Origin of the sequence: Marinomonas sp. FW-1 (assembly GCF_005222245.1) — a bacterium.
Taxonomy (GTDB): Bacteria; Pseudomonadota; Gammaproteobacteria; order Pseudomonadales; family Marinomonadaceae; genus Marinomonas; species Marinomonas alcarazii.
This window is the reverse complement of sequence record NZ_CP025987.1, coordinates 3,132,911-3,147,564: the sequence shown is the minus strand read 5'-3', so window position 1 is coordinate 3,147,564 and position 14,654 is coordinate 3,132,911. Positions and strand designations below refer to the sequence as shown.

13 protein-coding genes are annotated in these 14,654 nt (G+C 43.3%); 4 read left to right on the top strand and 9 right to left on the bottom strand.

Annotated elements, in window-relative coordinates:
* Window positions 1-5 precede the first annotated feature (5 nt).
* Together putP and hexR are read right to left on the bottom strand one after the other, a co-directional pair.
* A complete protein-coding gene (putP, locus tag C1X04_RS14575; RefSeq protein WP_137170322.1) occupies window positions 6-1,502 on the bottom strand; it encodes a sodium/proline symporter PutP in 1,497 nt (498 codons plus the stop codon).
* A gap of 317 nt (window positions 1,503-1,819) precedes the next feature.
* Window positions 1,820-2,686, bottom strand: coding sequence for a transcriptional regulator HexR (gene hexR / locus C1X04_RS14570; protein ID WP_110577254.1), 867 nt, complete (start codon window positions 2,684-2,686; stop codon window positions 1,820-1,822).
* Between the two features lie 89 nt (window positions 2,687-2,775).
* Here hexR and C1X04_RS14565 point away from each other — a divergent pair, with 89 nt between their 5' ends.
* Both C1X04_RS14565 and ung read left to right on the top strand, forming a co-directional pair.
* A complete protein-coding gene (locus tag C1X04_RS14565; protein ID WP_137170321.1) occupies window positions 2,776-3,657 on the top strand; it encodes a choline kinase family protein in 882 nt (293 codons plus the stop codon).
* Window positions 3,658-3,689: 32 nt separating this feature from the next.
* On the top strand, window positions 3,690-4,406 hold the full coding sequence (gene ung, locus C1X04_RS14560) for a uracil-DNA glycosylase (protein WP_110577256.1): 717 nt from the start codon (window positions 3,690-3,692) through the stop codon (window positions 4,404-4,406).
* 53 nt (window positions 4,407-4,459) lie between these two features.
* On the opposite strand, the gene C1X04_RS14555 is transcribed toward ung, so the two are convergent.
* Window positions 4,460-5,350: a folate-binding protein YgfZ gene (locus tag C1X04_RS14555; RefSeq protein WP_175404958.1), complete on the bottom strand. Its 891-nt coding sequence runs from the start codon at window positions 5,348-5,350 to the stop codon at window positions 4,460-4,462.
* Between the two features lie 314 nt (window positions 5,351-5,664).
* Between C1X04_RS14555 and xylB the strand changes: the two genes are divergently transcribed.
* Window positions 5,665-7,230 carry a xylulokinase gene (xylB, locus tag C1X04_RS14550; protein ID WP_254682276.1) on the top strand — a complete coding sequence of 522 codons (1,566 nt, stop codon included), beginning with the start codon at window positions 5,665-5,667 and terminating at the stop codon, window positions 7,228-7,230.
* 86 nt (window positions 7,231-7,316) lie between these two features.
* Here the strand turns inward: xylB and C1X04_RS14545 are convergent, their stop codons facing one another.
* The 6 genes from C1X04_RS14545 to C1X04_RS14520 all read right to left on the bottom strand — a co-directional run bounded on the left by C1X04_RS14545 (window position 7,317) and on the right by C1X04_RS14520 (window position 14,034).
* Window positions 7,317-8,213: an AraC family transcriptional regulator gene (locus C1X04_RS14545; protein WP_137170320.1), complete on the bottom strand. Its 897-nt coding sequence runs from the start codon at window positions 8,211-8,213 to the stop codon at window positions 7,317-7,319.
* Window positions 8,214-8,362: 149 nt separating this feature from the next.
* Window positions 8,363-9,793 (bottom strand): mannitol dehydrogenase family protein, encoded by a 1,431-nt coding sequence (locus tag C1X04_RS14540; RefSeq protein ID WP_110577259.1) that lies wholly within the window; start codon window positions 9,791-9,793, stop codon window positions 8,363-8,365.
* Window position 9,794: 1 nt separating this feature from the next.
* Window positions 9,795-10,889, bottom strand: coding sequence for an ABC transporter ATP-binding protein (locus tag C1X04_RS14535; protein WP_137170319.1), 1,095 nt, complete (start codon window positions 10,887-10,889; stop codon window positions 9,795-9,797).
* Between the two features lie 17 nt (window positions 10,890-10,906).
* A complete protein-coding gene (locus tag C1X04_RS14530; RefSeq protein WP_110577261.1) occupies window positions 10,907-11,737 on the bottom strand; it encodes a carbohydrate ABC transporter permease in 831 nt (276 codons plus the stop codon).
* Between the two features lie 10 nt (window positions 11,738-11,747).
* Entirely contained in the window at window positions 11,748-12,608 is an 861-nt protein-coding gene (locus C1X04_RS14525; RefSeq protein ID WP_110577262.1) for a carbohydrate ABC transporter permease, read from the bottom strand.
* Between the two features lie 106 nt (window positions 12,609-12,714).
* Window positions 12,715-14,034 (bottom strand): sugar ABC transporter substrate-binding protein, encoded by a 1,320-nt coding sequence (locus tag C1X04_RS14520; protein ID WP_110577263.1) that lies wholly within the window; start codon window positions 14,032-14,034, stop codon window positions 12,715-12,717.
* Between the two features lie 322 nt (window positions 14,035-14,356).
* Here C1X04_RS14520 and C1X04_RS14515 point away from each other — a divergent pair, with 322 nt between their 5' ends.
* A complete protein-coding gene (locus tag C1X04_RS14515; RefSeq protein ID WP_110577264.1) occupies window positions 14,357-14,632 on the top strand; it encodes a succinate dehydrogenase assembly factor 2 in 276 nt (91 codons plus the stop codon).
* Window positions 14,633-14,654 lie beyond the last annotated feature (22 nt).

Here is a 14,654-nt window from a genome sequence, read left to right as displayed (position 1 = left end):
ACTGCTTAGTTCATTGTTTCTAGTGCTTTCTCGTATTCGTCAAAAGATTCTGTTACAGACTCTTCTGGCTTACCTGTAGCAATGCTGACGACAAAGATTGTGATGCTTGAAAATACGAAGCCAGGAAGGATTTCGTATAGGTCGAAGAGACCACCAGTTAACTGCTTCCATACTACAACCGTAACACCACCAACGATAATACCTGCTAAAGCACCGTTACGGTTCATGTTACGCCAGAATAGACTTAGCAGAATCGCAGGGCCAAATGCCGCACCGAAACCAGCCCAAGCATAAGATACTAGACCAAGCACCGAGCTCTCAGGATTTAATGCAAGCACTAAAGCAACAATGGAAATTGCGACAACGGCAAAACGTCCAACGTTAACAATTTGTTTTTGTGTCGCTTCTTTGTTGAATAGTTGCTTGTAAAAATCTTCCGCCAAGGCAGAAGAAGATACGAGTAGTTGAGAATCCGCTGTACTCATAATTGCAGCCAAAATAGCAGCAAGAAGAATACCTGCAACCACAGGGTGGAAGACAGCATTAACAAGAATCATAAAGATTTTTTCTGGATCATCTAGCGTGCCAGCAAGGTTGTTATCAACAAATGTGATACCAACAAGGCCAATCAATATAGCACCAACCATTGAAATGAATGTCCAGATAACCGCAATGCGACGCGCTGTTTTGATGTCTTTATTAGAACGAGATGCTTTGAAGCGCGCTAGAATGTGAGGCTGACCAAAGTAGCCAAGTCCCCACGCAACAAGAGAGATAATACCAATTGCTGTTAATGGTTCACCGCTTACACTTGTCCAAATATCTAGCAGCTCAGGGTTTTTAGCTGTTAGTGTGCCCGTTAGTTCTGACCAGCCACCGTCAAGCGCTACAAGAGGCACGATAACCAAGGCTGCGCTCATCATTAGGCCTTGAACTAGATCTGTCCATGCAACCGCAAGGAAACCACCAAAAAGAGTGTACGACACAACACATACTGTGCCGATAACCACTGCATAGGTGTAATCTAAGCCAAATACGGTTTCAAACAACTTACCGCCAGCAACTAAGCCAGAGCTTGTATAGAACAAGAAGAACAGCAATATGAATAAAGCTGAGATTGTTTGAATTAGCTTGGATTTGTCATTGAAGCGAGTAGATAGGAAGTCTGGAAGCGTTAAAGCATTGTTTGCTTTGATACTGTAGGTTCTTAGTCGTTTTGCACAGATTAGCCAGTTCAGCCAGGTGCCCGCAAGTAGACCGCCTGTAATCCAAACGGCTTCTAGACCTGAAGCAAAAGCGTAGCCCGGCACCCCAAGCAATAACCAGCCGCTCATGTCTGAAGCACCAGCTGAAAGAGCGGTCGGCCAAGGGCCTAGGGAGCGTCCACCAAGAAAATAATCTTCAGAGCTGGAAGTGAGTTTGTAAGCGTAAAGCCCAATACCTAGCATAACTACCAGATAGGCTAGGAATGTAAAGCTGATCGCATAGCTGCTTTCTATCATTATTATTGTCCCCTAGTCGGAATTGTTTTGTGTGGAACAGCTTTGAATAAGTTGGGTTACTTATTTGTGTCCCGAAAAGTGGTAACGTCTAAATCGTTATCATGATAGCCATCGATATTAGGTGTAAAAATAATCGTCTGACTGTAAAGATAATGGACGGCATTTTAACATACCTAAAGACTCGATCGGATTCTAAGTGGCTTACGGTTGATAATCTTTCAAAATGCTCTCGCAAATTTACAAAAAAATCTGATTTCCTTGTTGAGTCAATGGATTCGAATAAAAATAAGGCGCAGCCAGTGCGCCTTACTAGAATATTATTTTTTTTCTACTTTTGGTAAGCGAGTGTCTTGAACGCTTTGCTTGAGCTTTTTAAGGTGGGCATTGAACTCAGGGCCTCGTTTTAAAAGCACACCAGTAGCAAGGGCATCAATCAAGGTTAGATAAACAATACGCGAACTCATTGGCGTATAAATATCTGTATCCTCAGTCTCTTCAATAGGAAGTACAATAGAGCAATGTTCAGTCAACGGAGAATCTGGATTAGTAATACCAATCACAGACGCGCCAGTCGCTCTAGCCACGCGAGCTGTTTCAATGAGCGGTAAGGTTCGACCAGTGTAAGAGATGACAACAATCGCATCGCCTGAATGAGCGCCAGCCGCTGCCATGCGTTGTACTAATATGTCGGTATAAGCAACAACCGGCATATTTAGACGAAAGAATTTGTGATGAGCATCTTTCGCAACGGGTCCGGATGCACCTAAACCATAAAATTCGATACGTCGGGCTTGGGCGAGTACATCGACAGCTCTGCTGATGAGTGATTCCGGTAAAATTTCTTGAGCACGCGTTAAGTTGTTCTTCGCGGCTTCAAAAATTTTCGCAGTGACAGCGCCTGGGGCATCGTCTGGTTCCACGTTTAAGTTAACGTATGGCGTACCTGTTGCAAGACTTTGAGCCAGTGATACCTTAAAATCCGGAAAACCACTACCGATTAGGCTTCGGCAAAAACGGTTTACGGTGGGTTCACTCACTTCGGCTCTTGCAGCCAATTTCGCAATGCTGGAGTGGATGGTGGTTTTAGGGTCGGCAAGAATCGCTTCCGCAACTTTTCGCTCGGATTTGCTCAGTGTGCTTAAACGTTCTTGTATTTTACGAATAATGTCTTCGTGTTTATTCATTGATCTGCTTCAAAGTTGTCTATTGACTCGGATGGTTCAGTTATACATTCTGACAGCGACTTACATTTCTGGCAATAAAATGATGAAAAATGACTGAATTATCTGAGTATTTCGCAAATCTGGCTTGTATTTTGCCAACCACCGGTGAGATTAAAACAACATTACTAGAAGAAGGCTTTTCTAATGAAGCCTACTTAATCGATTGGGGAGAAAGCATTCATTTGGTATTGCGAGTTCCTTTTATAGATAGTGATATATTTTATATTAATCGAGCTAGTGAAATGGCAGCGTTGAAAAGTGCTGCCGCGTTAGGTTTGTCGCCCGCCGTTATTTGGAATGACCAAAAAGGTGCCTTTGCTTGTCAGTTTGTTGTTCAGCCTTCTCTTGATTGGTCGGTTGTTCATAAAGATAAGGATGTGTCACGAATTGCTAAGTCATTAGCCAGTAGTCACCAAGGATTGCCTATTACGAATCATCAATACGCTGTTTTTGAGGTTATTGAGCATTATTTAAGTGGTATCCATTCTTATGCTGAGAAAGATGCAGTATTGCTGAAAGAATATGAGTATCTGAAATCTGTTTTTAGTCAACTGGCGCAGCCGAATCAGCTACTTAACTCTGTCCTTTGTCACAATGATTTGAATCCTAAGAACGTTCTTATGGATAATGAGCAATTGTGGATTATTGATTGGGAATACTGTGGTGTAGGTGATCCATTATTTGATCTTGCGGTGGTGGCAAAGTCGCATAATTTAGATGAAAGGCAAACGATGCTTTTGATGGCTGAGTACGATGTGAGTTTGCCTTTATCAGAATCTTTAGCTGCAATGTCTGAATACAAAAAAGCCTACGCCGTGCGGGAAATGGCTTGGTTATTACTAAAACATCTAGTGACCCCGAAGGACCGTATTTCTTTGAAGTATTATTACGAATTCAAAGCAACACCTTCGCTCAATCCGTTTTATGCCTAATATTGGCTTCAAATACAAAAGAGAATTGAATAATGGAATTAACAGGAGATTGGCAGCATTACTTAGCCAGTGAACTTGAAAAAGAATACATGCAAGACTTGCAAGCCTTTCTGAGTGAAGAGCAAAAAACAAAGACGATTTATCCTGCCCAAACCGAATATTTTAGTGCGCTAAATGCCACACCATTTAAGCAAGTGAAGGTGGTGATCTTAGGTCAAGACCCTTACCACGGAGAAAATCAGGCCCATGGCTTATCCTTCTCAGTAAAACCAGGAATAAAAGTGCCGCCGTCTTTGATGAATATGTACAAAGAGCTAGAGGCAGATTTGGGTATTGCACCAGCGCAACATGGCTTTTTATTGCAGTGGGCTGAACAGGGGGTTTTACTGCTCAACAGTGTGTTAACCGTTGAGGCGAGTAAGGCAAACTCTCATCAAAACAAAGGCTGGGAAATCTTTACCGATAAAATTATCGAATTAATTGATCGAGAGCATCAAGGCGTGGTGTTTATGTTGTGGGGATCTTACGCACAGAAAAAGGGCCGTTCTATTGATAGAGAAAAGCACTGCGTATTAGAAAGTGTGCATCCATCGCCTTTGTCCGCTTATCGGGGCTTTTTGGGGTGTCGTCACTTTTCAAAGGCCAACGACTATTTAATACAACAGAATAAAAAGCCAATCGAATGGGCATTAGAGCCTATAGATCATAGAGGAAGCGAAGACGGTGCCCAGTTTGGTTTGCCGTTTTAAGAGTTGTTAAGAGAGTCAAACGCTTAGCGTTAGACCCTCTTAACGCGCTGTCACTATTTTTTGCTATCCAGCGAATATGGAAGGGGTAACAAGGTTACTTCTTCGTTACCTAAAAACAGTTGCTTAGCGTCACTTGGCTCGATGTTTAAAATAACTTGAGCGTAGTGTGTATTATTGATTTGAGAAGTCGCAAAAAGTTGACCTACGCTCTTGCCTTGCTCATCGACAAGTTCATTCGTTGTCTCTGATGACCCTTGCCACGTAATTAAGGCGAGTTGCTTCTTCGATTTACCCTTGTATTGCATTCGAGCAACGATTTCTTGTCCTGTATAGCAGCCCTTAGTAAAGCTAATGCCGCCTGTGCTTTGCATATTCAGCCATTGCGGAAGCGTTGTTTCGCTTTGCTCTAAGGTAATCACCGGACGTGCGATGAGCAAGCTAAGAGCTGCCAGTTCCGAGTTTGCTTCTTCCACAGCTGAGCGGGTGATTAACCATTCAACGTTGAGTGGTGTATTGCTCAGAGTCAAAGTGATGGTGTCATTGTCTCGGGTTGTCGCAAACGGCGCTGCCCCTGAACTTTTTGGTGTTAACTTGGCATAAACCGTCAAGTCGTCTTGTGCATTCGTGAGCTCTGTTTTGAAAAAGACCGCGTACTTTTTCAAATGCAATACGGTTTTCTCGACCAAGTCCTTTGCCATCAGCATTAGGATGTCTTCGTTGCTCTGGACTATGTAGAAGTTTGTGATGATACGACCTTTGATATTACAGATCGCACCATAAAGCCCAGAATCTGCCGATAAAGCATTAATGTCGCAGGTTATTTGGCCTTGCAGGAACTTTTTAGCGTCTGGGCCAGAGACACGCAAAGCACCAATATCAGGCTGTTTTGCTATGACGTCTTGGTTTAACAGCGTTGAATCAACAATATTTTGCAGCGAGGGCATAAAACTTTCCATAAATAGGTGGACCAAAAATAGCGTAATACGTTTTTGACAAGTTAGCTTATTTGTAATGCCTATTTTCTGCTTTTCAATAGACAGAAGAGAATGAATTTTATTCTGTCTCAGTCTCTGCAAATTAAACAATGTAAAGTAAAAAGCGTACTAGAGCCTAGCAATATAAAACCATCAGGCTGATCAGATGTTGGCGATTCTGTCATTTACCGAAACTAACCATTTTTATGCTTTGTTTGTACTAAAGAGGCCAGTTTGCCGAATTTTATTGACTATCCTTCCCAATATTTCGAGTATGAAGATGTATGAGTTTTTTGGTTAATGCTTGCCAGATAAAAGAACAAAATAAACCACTATTTCTTGATAAGATGAGTAATGAAATGTATTTAGGTCTGGATCTTGGAACCTCTGGGTTGAAAGGGGTTGTTATTGGTGCTGATGGAAACGTGCTAGCGCAAGAGTCGGCTTCTTTGGTTGTTAACTCGCCTCAAACGCTCTGGTCGGAGCAAGACCCCGAGTCATGGTGGCAAGCTTGCGTCGAGGTGATTCGGCAATTACAACAGCGCCTAGACCTAAGTAAATTAAAAGCAATTGGCCTTTCTGGACAGATGCATGGCGCTACTTTACTTGATGCTCAAGGTAACATTCTACGACCTTGTATCTTATGGAATGATGGTCGAAGTCAGGCTCAGTGCGAAGCTCTAATGACACAATTTCCAGAATTAAAAGAGCGCTCTGGCAACCTTGCTATGCCTGGCTTTACTGCTCCTAAAATACGTTGGGTGCAGGAGAATGAGCCCGACATCTTCGCAAAGTTGGCATTCGTTCTACTTCCTAAAGACTACTTGGCTTATCGATTGACGGGGGTTATGTCATCGGACTGTTCTGATGCTGCTGGTACGCTTTGGTTAAATCCTGAAACAAGGCAATGGGACGATGCTTTATTAGCGGCAACAGGTTTATCACAAGCCAACATGCCAAAAGTGTATGAAGGTTGTGATCTTGTTGGACTTTTAGCTGAGCCAATAGCGCAAGAACTCGAGCTGACCCAATTACCTATTGTTGCCGGAGCGGGCGATAATGCTGCTGGTGCGGTTGGTATGGGGATAACGAACCCAGGCCAAGGTTTTATCTCTTTGGGGACTTCTGGTGTTTATTTCACAGTAAGCGAATCCCATAAAGCCAATCCAGACAATACGGTACATGCGTTTTGTCATGCTTTGCCTAATCGTTGGCATCAAATGGGGGTCACTCTCAGTGCTGCAAATTCTCTTGCTTGGTTTGCTAAGCTGGTGGATAAATCCGTAGCTGAGTTATTAGATGCGTTGGAAGACAGTGATATACAGCGTACTAATGTGTTGTTTTTACCTTATCTTAGCGGTGAACGAACGCCGCATAATGATCCTCTAGCGAACGGGCAGTTTGTCGGTCTAACCAATACGACGAATACCGAGGCGATGACCTTAGCAATTTTGGAAGGTGTGGCATTCTCTTTATTAGATTGCCAAAATGCTTTGGAAAGCGCAGGTAGCTTTGTGGATGAATTATCACTTATTGGTGGTGGCGCGCGTTCTGCCATGTGGCGTCAAATTATTGCCAATGTATTAAACAAACGTCTTATTTACCGTGACGGTGGCGATGTTGGTCCTGGTTTGGGGGCGGCGCGCTTGGCTTTGTTAGGAGAACAACACAGTCAGGGGAAAGACATCGAGTTATTGATTACAGAATATTGTACTATGCCTGAAATATTAGAAGTGAATGAGCCTGATTCGACTATCGGGCGATACTATCAAGACAAATACGACTTATATAAAGCCTTTTACCAATCCACAAAAGGGTTTAATGAAAAGTTGGCCTCTTTGCTCTCCTGATATTCGTTGTTGCTTAGTAAGAGAAACGCCGCTTAACAAATATTGTGCCGCGGCGTTTTTTTATGTGTTCTTGTTATTTTTCATGGTCATGAAGCGGGTACGACACCTTCAATGTGGATATTGCTTTGAGAGCGAAAATCCCTTGGAGTAACGCCTTTTAACTCATGAAAACGGCGGTTAAAGTTAGCGACATTGTTGAATCCGACTTGGAAGCAAATAGTGGCAATTTGTTGATCGGTTTCGGTTAATAAACTGCAAGCACGGCTGACTCTAACGCGATTGACAAATTCAATAAAACGATTCCCTGTTGCCTTTTTAAAGAAGCGAGAGAAGTGGCTATCGGACATACCAATTAAACTGGCTACGCTAGAAAGCGTGATATCTTGGCTGTAATTTTGAGAGACATAATCGACAACCGTATTGATTTTTCGTTGCAGTGTTTCGTTGGATTTTAGGTCGATTTGTACTGTGGAAAGTAAGCGGTAACTTCGGCTTTGTGCGAGCTTTTGTAATAAAGGCAATGCGACTATTAGTCTTGATAAGCCACTTGAGTCCCTCACATTTTGGAACACTTCTTCTAAATATTTATGATCTAAATCGAAAAACTCGATGCCAGATTTTGCCCTAGCTAGCATAGGTAGCACTTCAGCAAGTTCGGGGATAATTTTCATGCCATTGGAAAAAGACTCATGGTCGAAGCGAATAACCATGTCTCTGCGCTCTACGACTTGTTGATCGTTTTGGCAAATCCAATTATGAGGAAGTCTGGGACCTGTCAGAATGAGTTGGCCTGGAGAATAATTCCCAATGTAGTCTCCAACAAATACTTTACCCGAGGTCGCAACGATAAAATGCAGCTCATAATCATCATGGGCGTGCCAACGAATAAGGTCACTCGGATGCCCATGTTCGAGGTAGCGAATGGTTTCGTTATCTTGAACGATTTCATATTCTGGGGTGATGCGTTTGGCGGTGTTGGGCATAATATTCTCGCTCAAGCAGCAAAAAATAATGATGTTTCTGCATCGTAGCTGCTTTATGTTCTTATTCTTCTATAAAAAATATACTCAAGAAATTAAGGTATTAAATACAATAGAATGCCAGTAATTTCTTGAGTTAGAGATACCTTTATCTAAGCATACTTTTCCATATTTGTCTGAATAGCTTGTGTAAGCTGTGCAACAAAATCTGGGAATTCTGTCGGTATGCTACCCCATAAAAAGCGGTCTGTGACAAAAGCCTGAATACCTTTTGCATCATTACTAAACGCTGCCAATGAGGCTTTGTTCGGTTCATGATATGGCGTGGCTACTTTGCCTTGGTTCGACAATTGTATGAAGGTAAACCAGCTCGCAATGCCTTGAATGGTTTTTGTCGGTGTGCCGCCTTTGCGATAAACGCCTTCCAGTGTTGGGAAGACGAAAATTGGAAATTTAGCATAACCGTCTGTACATATACGTTCTACCGTATCGCCAATATTGGCGTTGCTAAAACGCTGCGCAATAATGTTGAAGTAAGCTGGCAGATCCACTACCGAGTCGCCAATAGCTGGAATCGAGTCTTGCAGGATAAAGTCTGTAAAATACTGCCTTAATTCATCGTCTCGCATGGCTTCATCAAAATAGGTGAGACCCTTTAATGCTGCTTGATAGGTGACGCAGGTGTGGCCTGCATTAAGAATACGAATCTTCGCTTCTTCAAATGGGTCGACCCTATCAACGAACTGAACGCCAACTAAATCAAGAGCGGGCTTTTCGCCTGCAAAATTGTCTTCCACCACCCATTGAATAAAGTCTTCACCCATGACAGTCATATCATCATCAACACCAAAGCGGGCACGCACGTCATCGACATGTTGCTGGCTTGGTTTTGGGGTTATGCGATCCACCATAGAGCATGGGAAAGACACATTTACGGCCACCCAAGAAGCTAAAGCATGGTCATTTTTCGCTTCTAAAAATTGCATCAAGCCAGCCTTTAGCAAGTCACCGTTATGACGAAGGTTATCGCAGCACAATAGGGTTATTTTGGCTTTCGATGTTTCGTTACGCAGTTTTAATCCCGCATATAAAAAAGCATAAAGAGTGTTTCTACCTCCTTCTAGGTCTGCTTTTATTGCTGGGTGCTCTAGCATCAAGCAGCGGTTTTCGTCCAGATAGTAACCACCTTCGGTGACGGTTGAGGTGACAAGTTGCACCTTCGCATCAGCGAGAGCCTCATCGACTTCTTTGGGATTCTGTGCTCCGTCAATTTGCTGAACAATAGAGCGAATGTGTTCGTAATTTGTGGTGCCATCTGCCGCCATGGTTTTTAAGACGTATTCGCCTTTTTGCTTGATAAAGCGATCGAAAACTTGGCTGTCTTGTGGGCGAATATTGACGCCAATAATCCCCCAGTTTTGCTGAGAATCATGAGCTAACAGACGATCAATGTACACAGCTTGATGAGCACGGTGAAAAGCACCAACTCCTAAGTGCACTATGCCCGCTTTAATCGTGTCTTTGGCGTAGTTTTGCGTGCAAAGCTGCTCCATATTGTAGGAGGCTTGTAAGTAATTAGTCATATTACGCTTCCTCTGGAATAACAGAGATGACACGGTCGTTTTCGTTAAACAATATGAGTTCTGAAGTGTCAATTTTGATGCAAACTTCTTGACCGTCTTTTAGCTCAGTTCGAGCCGGTGCTTTGATGATAATAGTTTGGTCACTGGACAACTGAAGATGGGCATAAGCTTCTGAACCAAGATGTTCAACCAATTCAATGCGTCCAGTTAAATCTCCGTCCGTTTCTACCAAGGACATGTGTTCCGGACGAATGCCAATGACAACCGAATCTGGCAATGGTCCTTTCAAACGGTTAGCGGGGAAAGATATTTGCTGTCCTAATATATCGATTGATAGCGTGTCTTCATTGCGTAGGATTCTATTAGCAGGGATGAGGTTCATTTTGGGCGTACCAATGAATTCCGCAACAAAGCGGCTGTTCGGTTGGCGATAAAGTTCTAATGGCGTGCCGACTTGTTCTATCTGGCCTGCGTTAAGAATAACGACGCGGTCAGCCAAGGTCATCGCCTCGACTTGGTCATGGGTTACATAAATCATGGTGGTGCCAAGTTTTTTATGTAAGCGAGCCAGTTCCAAACGCATTTGTACACGAAGGGCGGCATCGAGGTTGGATAACGGCTCGTCAAACAAAAAAACTTTTGGTTGGCGAACAATAGCGCGGCCAATGGCAACCCGTTGGCGTTGGCCACCTGATAGCTCTTTCGGTTTTCGCTCCAGCAAGGCATCAAGTTGCAAAGAAGCCGATACCGAACGGACTTTTTCTTTGATTTCAGCGTCAGATACCTTAGCAAGACGCAAGGCAAAGGACAGGTTGTCTGCTACCGTCATGTGTGGGTACAAGGCATAAGACTGGAACACCATGGCAAGGTCGCGTTTTGATGAAGCCACTTCGGTAATGTCTCTGCCATCTAGCTCTATACTACCGCCCGTGCTGGATTCCAAGCCTGCTATAGTTCGCAGTAAAGTAGATTTACCACAGCCAGAAGGCCCAACAAAGACGACGAATTCGCCTTCACTAATGGAGAGATTAATGCCGCGCAGTGCATGGTAATTCTCATAATGTTTTTGTAGATCTGTGATCGTTAAGTAAGACATAAAAAGCTTCCTAATAATTATTTTACGGCGCCGAACGTAAGGCCTTGGACTAATTGTTTCTGACAGAACCAACCGAAAATGACGATGGGGGCGCAAGCAAGTGTGGAGGCCGCAGACAACTTCGCCCAGAACAAGCCTTCAGGGCTCGAATAAGAGGCAATCATCGCGGTTAATGGCGCGGCATCAGAGGCTGTTAAGTTGAGAGACCAAAATGCTTCGTTCCAGCAAAGTACAATGGACAAAAGCGCTGTAGAGGAAATAGCACCAACTGAAAGAGGCAATACGACTTTGACAACCTCATCCCAAGGTGTGGCGCCGTCCATGCGTGCGGCTTCTAGAATCTCTTTTGGTAGATCTTTGAAGTAAGAGAACAGCATCCAAACGATAATAGGCAAGTTCATCAGGGTGAAAATGATCACGAGAGCCGTTTTTGAATCCAATAAACCATAGTTTCGGCAAAGTATGTAAATAGGCACCAGAACACCTACAGCTGGTAGCATTTTGGTAGAAAGCATCCAAAGCAAAATGTCTTTCGTACGCTTGCCGGGGAAAAACGCCATAGAGTAAGCCGCCGGGATGGCAATAATCAGCGCGATGATGGTTGAACCGAACGAGGTAACCACGGAATTCCAAGCGTGGTGAATGTAATCACTGCGCTCTTGAACGATTCGAAAGTTATCCAATGTGGGTTCGAAGAACAGCGACGGTGGTACGGATATCGCCTGTAATTCGGTTTTGAATGAAGTGATAAACATCCAAAAAATTGGGAAAAATAACACCAATGCGACCGACCAAGCGAATAAGCCTGTCAGAATGGTTTTTAGTTTGCGTTGTTGATTAAGCGTCATTGTATTTACCTCACACCGTTAAGTTTTTGCCAACGGCACGAATTAAGAAAATGGCTACGATATTGGCAAGCAACACGGCAAACAAACCACCAGCAGAGGCCACACCAACGTCATATTGAAGAAGAGCTTGGTTGTAAATTAAATACGCCAGGTTGGTACTGTCGTAACCTGGGCCGCCACCAGTGGAGACGAAAATCTCAGCAAAAACAGCCAACAAAAAGATGGTTTCGATCATGACAACTACCGCAATCGGGCGGGCAAGGTGTGGAATGGTTAGGTAGCGGAAGATATGCCAGCCAGTCGCGCCATCCATCTGAGCCGCTTCTTTTTGTTCAGTATCTTGGGACTGAAGTGCGGTAACAAACACTAAAATAGCAAATGGCAGCCATTGCCAGCTGACCATGATAATGACGGATACCAATGGATAACTAGAGAGCCAATCTATGGGTTCAAAACCGAGTGATTCCGAGATCCAAGCGAAAATGCCATAGACGGGATTCATCATCATGTTTTTCCAAATCAATGCATTGACGGTTGGCATGATGAAGAAAGGCGATATTAATAAGACGCGTACAATGCCTTGTCCAAAAAATGGCTTATCAATCAAAGCGGACAGCATGACACCTAAAACCACTGTGATGATTAAAACGGAAAGCAGCAAAATTAATGTGTTTGATACCGCAGGAACAAAGCCGGGGTCGGTAATAAAGAACTCAAAGTTCATCAAACCGACAAAGTTGTTTTGACCTGGGTACAATAAGTTGTAGCGAATGGTTGAAAAGTAAATGGTCATGGATAACGGTATGATCATCCAAACCAAAAGCATGATGACTGATGGCGCCATTAATAAGCGAGTGATTGAGCGCTTCATGTTGAGTTTCTCTTATTATAAGCAGGGTGCTTGTTCTTAAATAGAACGTATCAAAAGTAAGAAATAGGGCTTTTTGGCCCTATTTCTTTGTCGAGCTTAAAGTCGGTTAGTAGTAACCTGCTTGACGCATTTGACGATCGGCAGAGGTGTTTGCAGATTTCAATGCTTGATCCACTGACATAGAACCTGATAACGCTCCGGAGATCATTTGTCCTGTAGTAGTACCAATTGCTTGGAACTCCGGAATCGCTGCAAACTGAACGCCCACATAAGGAGACGGTTTTAGCGTACTGTCAGTTGGATCGGCAGAATTGATGGCTTTTAGTTCTGCGTCAGCAAAGACGGCGGCTTTTTGGAACTTAGGGTTTTCATAGGTACTGGTTCTTGTCCCTGTTGGTACCGCAGCCCAGCCATTCTTTTGACCCACGAGCTGAATGTATTCCTTAGAAGTTGCCCAGCGCACAAATTTCTGTGCTGCTTCAGCATTTTTTGTGGCTGCTGGAATGCCAAGAGCCCATGCCCATAGCCAGTTAGCTCCTTTTTCGGTAACAGCGTAAGGGGATTGTGCAAAACCAACTTTGTCCGCCACTTTACTTTGCTTAGGATCGGTCACGAAAGATGCCGCGATAGTGGCATCAATCCACATGCCACACTTGCCTTCGTTGAATAATGCTAAGTTTTCGTTAAAGCTGTTGCTGCTTGAACCTGGAGGGCCGTATTTTGTTAGCAAATCAACGTAGAAACTAACCGCATTTTTCCATTCACTTGTTTCTAGTTGAGGTTTCCAGTTCTCATCAAACCAACGCGCACCGAAGGAGTTTGCCATGGCAGTCATGAATGCCATGTTGTCCCCCCAGCCAGCTTTACCACGTAAGCAAATGCCGTAAATGCCTTTTTCTGGATTATTGACTGCAGCGGCGACATCGCGAATATGTTCCCAGCTATCACGATCATTGATTTCCATTCCAGCTGCTTTAACAAGGTCCTTACGGTACATAACCATAGAGCTTTCGCCATAGAAGGGCGCAGCATACATAGTTCCTTCATAAGATAGACCACCACGAATAGATGGCAAAATGTCTTTCTCATCGTAGTTTCCGCTTGTGTCTACGGCTTGTAGCCAGCCGCGTTCACCCCAGATAGGGGCTTCATACATACCGATTGTCATTACGTCATAAAGCCCACTGCCATTTGCAATGTCTTGAGTAACGTTTTGACGGAGCACACCTTCTTCTAGCGTGACCCATTTTACTTTGATGTCAGGATTGGCTTTTTCAAACTCAGGAGTCAGTTTTTGCATTTCAATCATGTGGCCGTTGTTTACGGTTGCCACTGTGATTTGTGTCGCAGAGAATGCACTTGCAGCCGTCATAGCTGCAGTTATAGATACCGCATAAGTTAGGGTATTCTTGGTAAGGCGTTTCATAGGTTTCCCCCAGTTTGGAGTTTCTTTGTTTTTATAGTCGTACCTAATTCTTGATATTTGGTTATCAAGTGATTATCAATATAAGTGATATAATAATTGACCTGTTAATACATAATCCGCCAATACTTGTACTATTTTGTTTCATTTTTATGGGATTATTAAAAATTGAGTCAATATAATACTCTTTTGATGTTCCTTGAATTGGGCTATCCCTTTGACTAATAAGGTTTTACATGACAAATGTCAGTAATTCAGACCGAGGCGTTTTCGTTTTTTTTATATAAGTGGCTATAATGGCGACATTCTAGTAAGAGGTTATGTCATGAGTGAAACAGTAGAATCATTGAGTTTTAAACGTCTTAAAATGCAATGCCGTCGTGGCATGTTGGAGCTTGATGTTCTTCTTGAGCCTTTTTTAGCGGATGCATATCTGACATTGGAAGAGGATGATAAACAGCGATTTGCTCGCTTGTTGACCTGTGAAGATCAGGAATTGTTTCCCTGGTTTATGCAAAGTGAAGTGCCGGAAGACGAAGATCATGCTCGCATTGTTAACATTATTTTGACTCGTGTTCAGCCTGAAAACTACCGAGCTTAAAGGCTCTTGGATTGGTTTAAGC

Excerpts from the sequence above, each read along its gene's own strand:
- putP (WP_137170322.1), bottom strand. The coding sequence starts at position 1,502 with ATGATAGAAAGCAGCTATGCGATCAGCTTTACATTCCTAGCCTATCTG.
- hexR (WP_110577254.1), bottom strand. The coding sequence starts at position 2,686 with ATGAATAAACACGAAGACATTATTCGTAAAATACAAGAACGTTTAAGC.
- C1X04_RS14565 (WP_137170321.1), top strand. The coding sequence starts at position 2,776 with ATGACTGAATTATCTGAGTATTTCGCAAATCTGGCTTGTATTTTGCCA.
- ung (WP_110577256.1), top strand. The coding sequence starts at position 3,690 with ATGGAATTAACAGGAGATTGGCAGCATTACTTAGCCAGTGAACTTGAA.
- C1X04_RS14555 (WP_175404958.1), bottom strand. The coding sequence starts at position 5,350 with ATGCCCTCGCTGCAAAATATTGTTGATTCAACGCTGTTAAACCAAGAC.
- xylB (WP_254682276.1), top strand. The coding sequence starts at position 5,665 with ATGAGTTTTTTGGTTAATGCTTGCCAGATAAAAGAACAAAATAAACCA.
- C1X04_RS14545 (WP_137170320.1), bottom strand. The coding sequence starts at position 8,213 with ATGCCCAACACCGCCAAACGCATCACCCCAGAATATGAAATCGTTCAA.
- C1X04_RS14540 (WP_110577259.1), bottom strand. The coding sequence starts at position 9,793 with ATGACTAATTACTTACAAGCCTCCTACAATATGGAGCAGCTTTGCACG.
- C1X04_RS14535 (WP_137170319.1), bottom strand. The coding sequence starts at position 10,889 with ATGTCTTACTTAACGATCACAGATCTACAAAAACATTATGAGAATTAC.
- C1X04_RS14530 (WP_110577261.1), bottom strand. The coding sequence starts at position 11,737 with ATGACGCTTAATCAACAACGCAAACTAAAAACCATTCTGACAGGCTTA.
- C1X04_RS14525 (WP_110577262.1), bottom strand. The coding sequence starts at position 12,608 with ATGAAGCGCTCAATCACTCGCTTATTAATGGCGCCATCAGTCATCATG.
- C1X04_RS14520 (WP_110577263.1), bottom strand. The coding sequence starts at position 14,034 with ATGAAACGCCTTACCAAGAATACCCTAACTTATGCGGTATCTATAACT.
- C1X04_RS14515 (WP_110577264.1), top strand. The coding sequence starts at position 14,357 with ATGAGTGAAACAGTAGAATCATTGAGTTTTAAACGTCTTAAAATGCAA.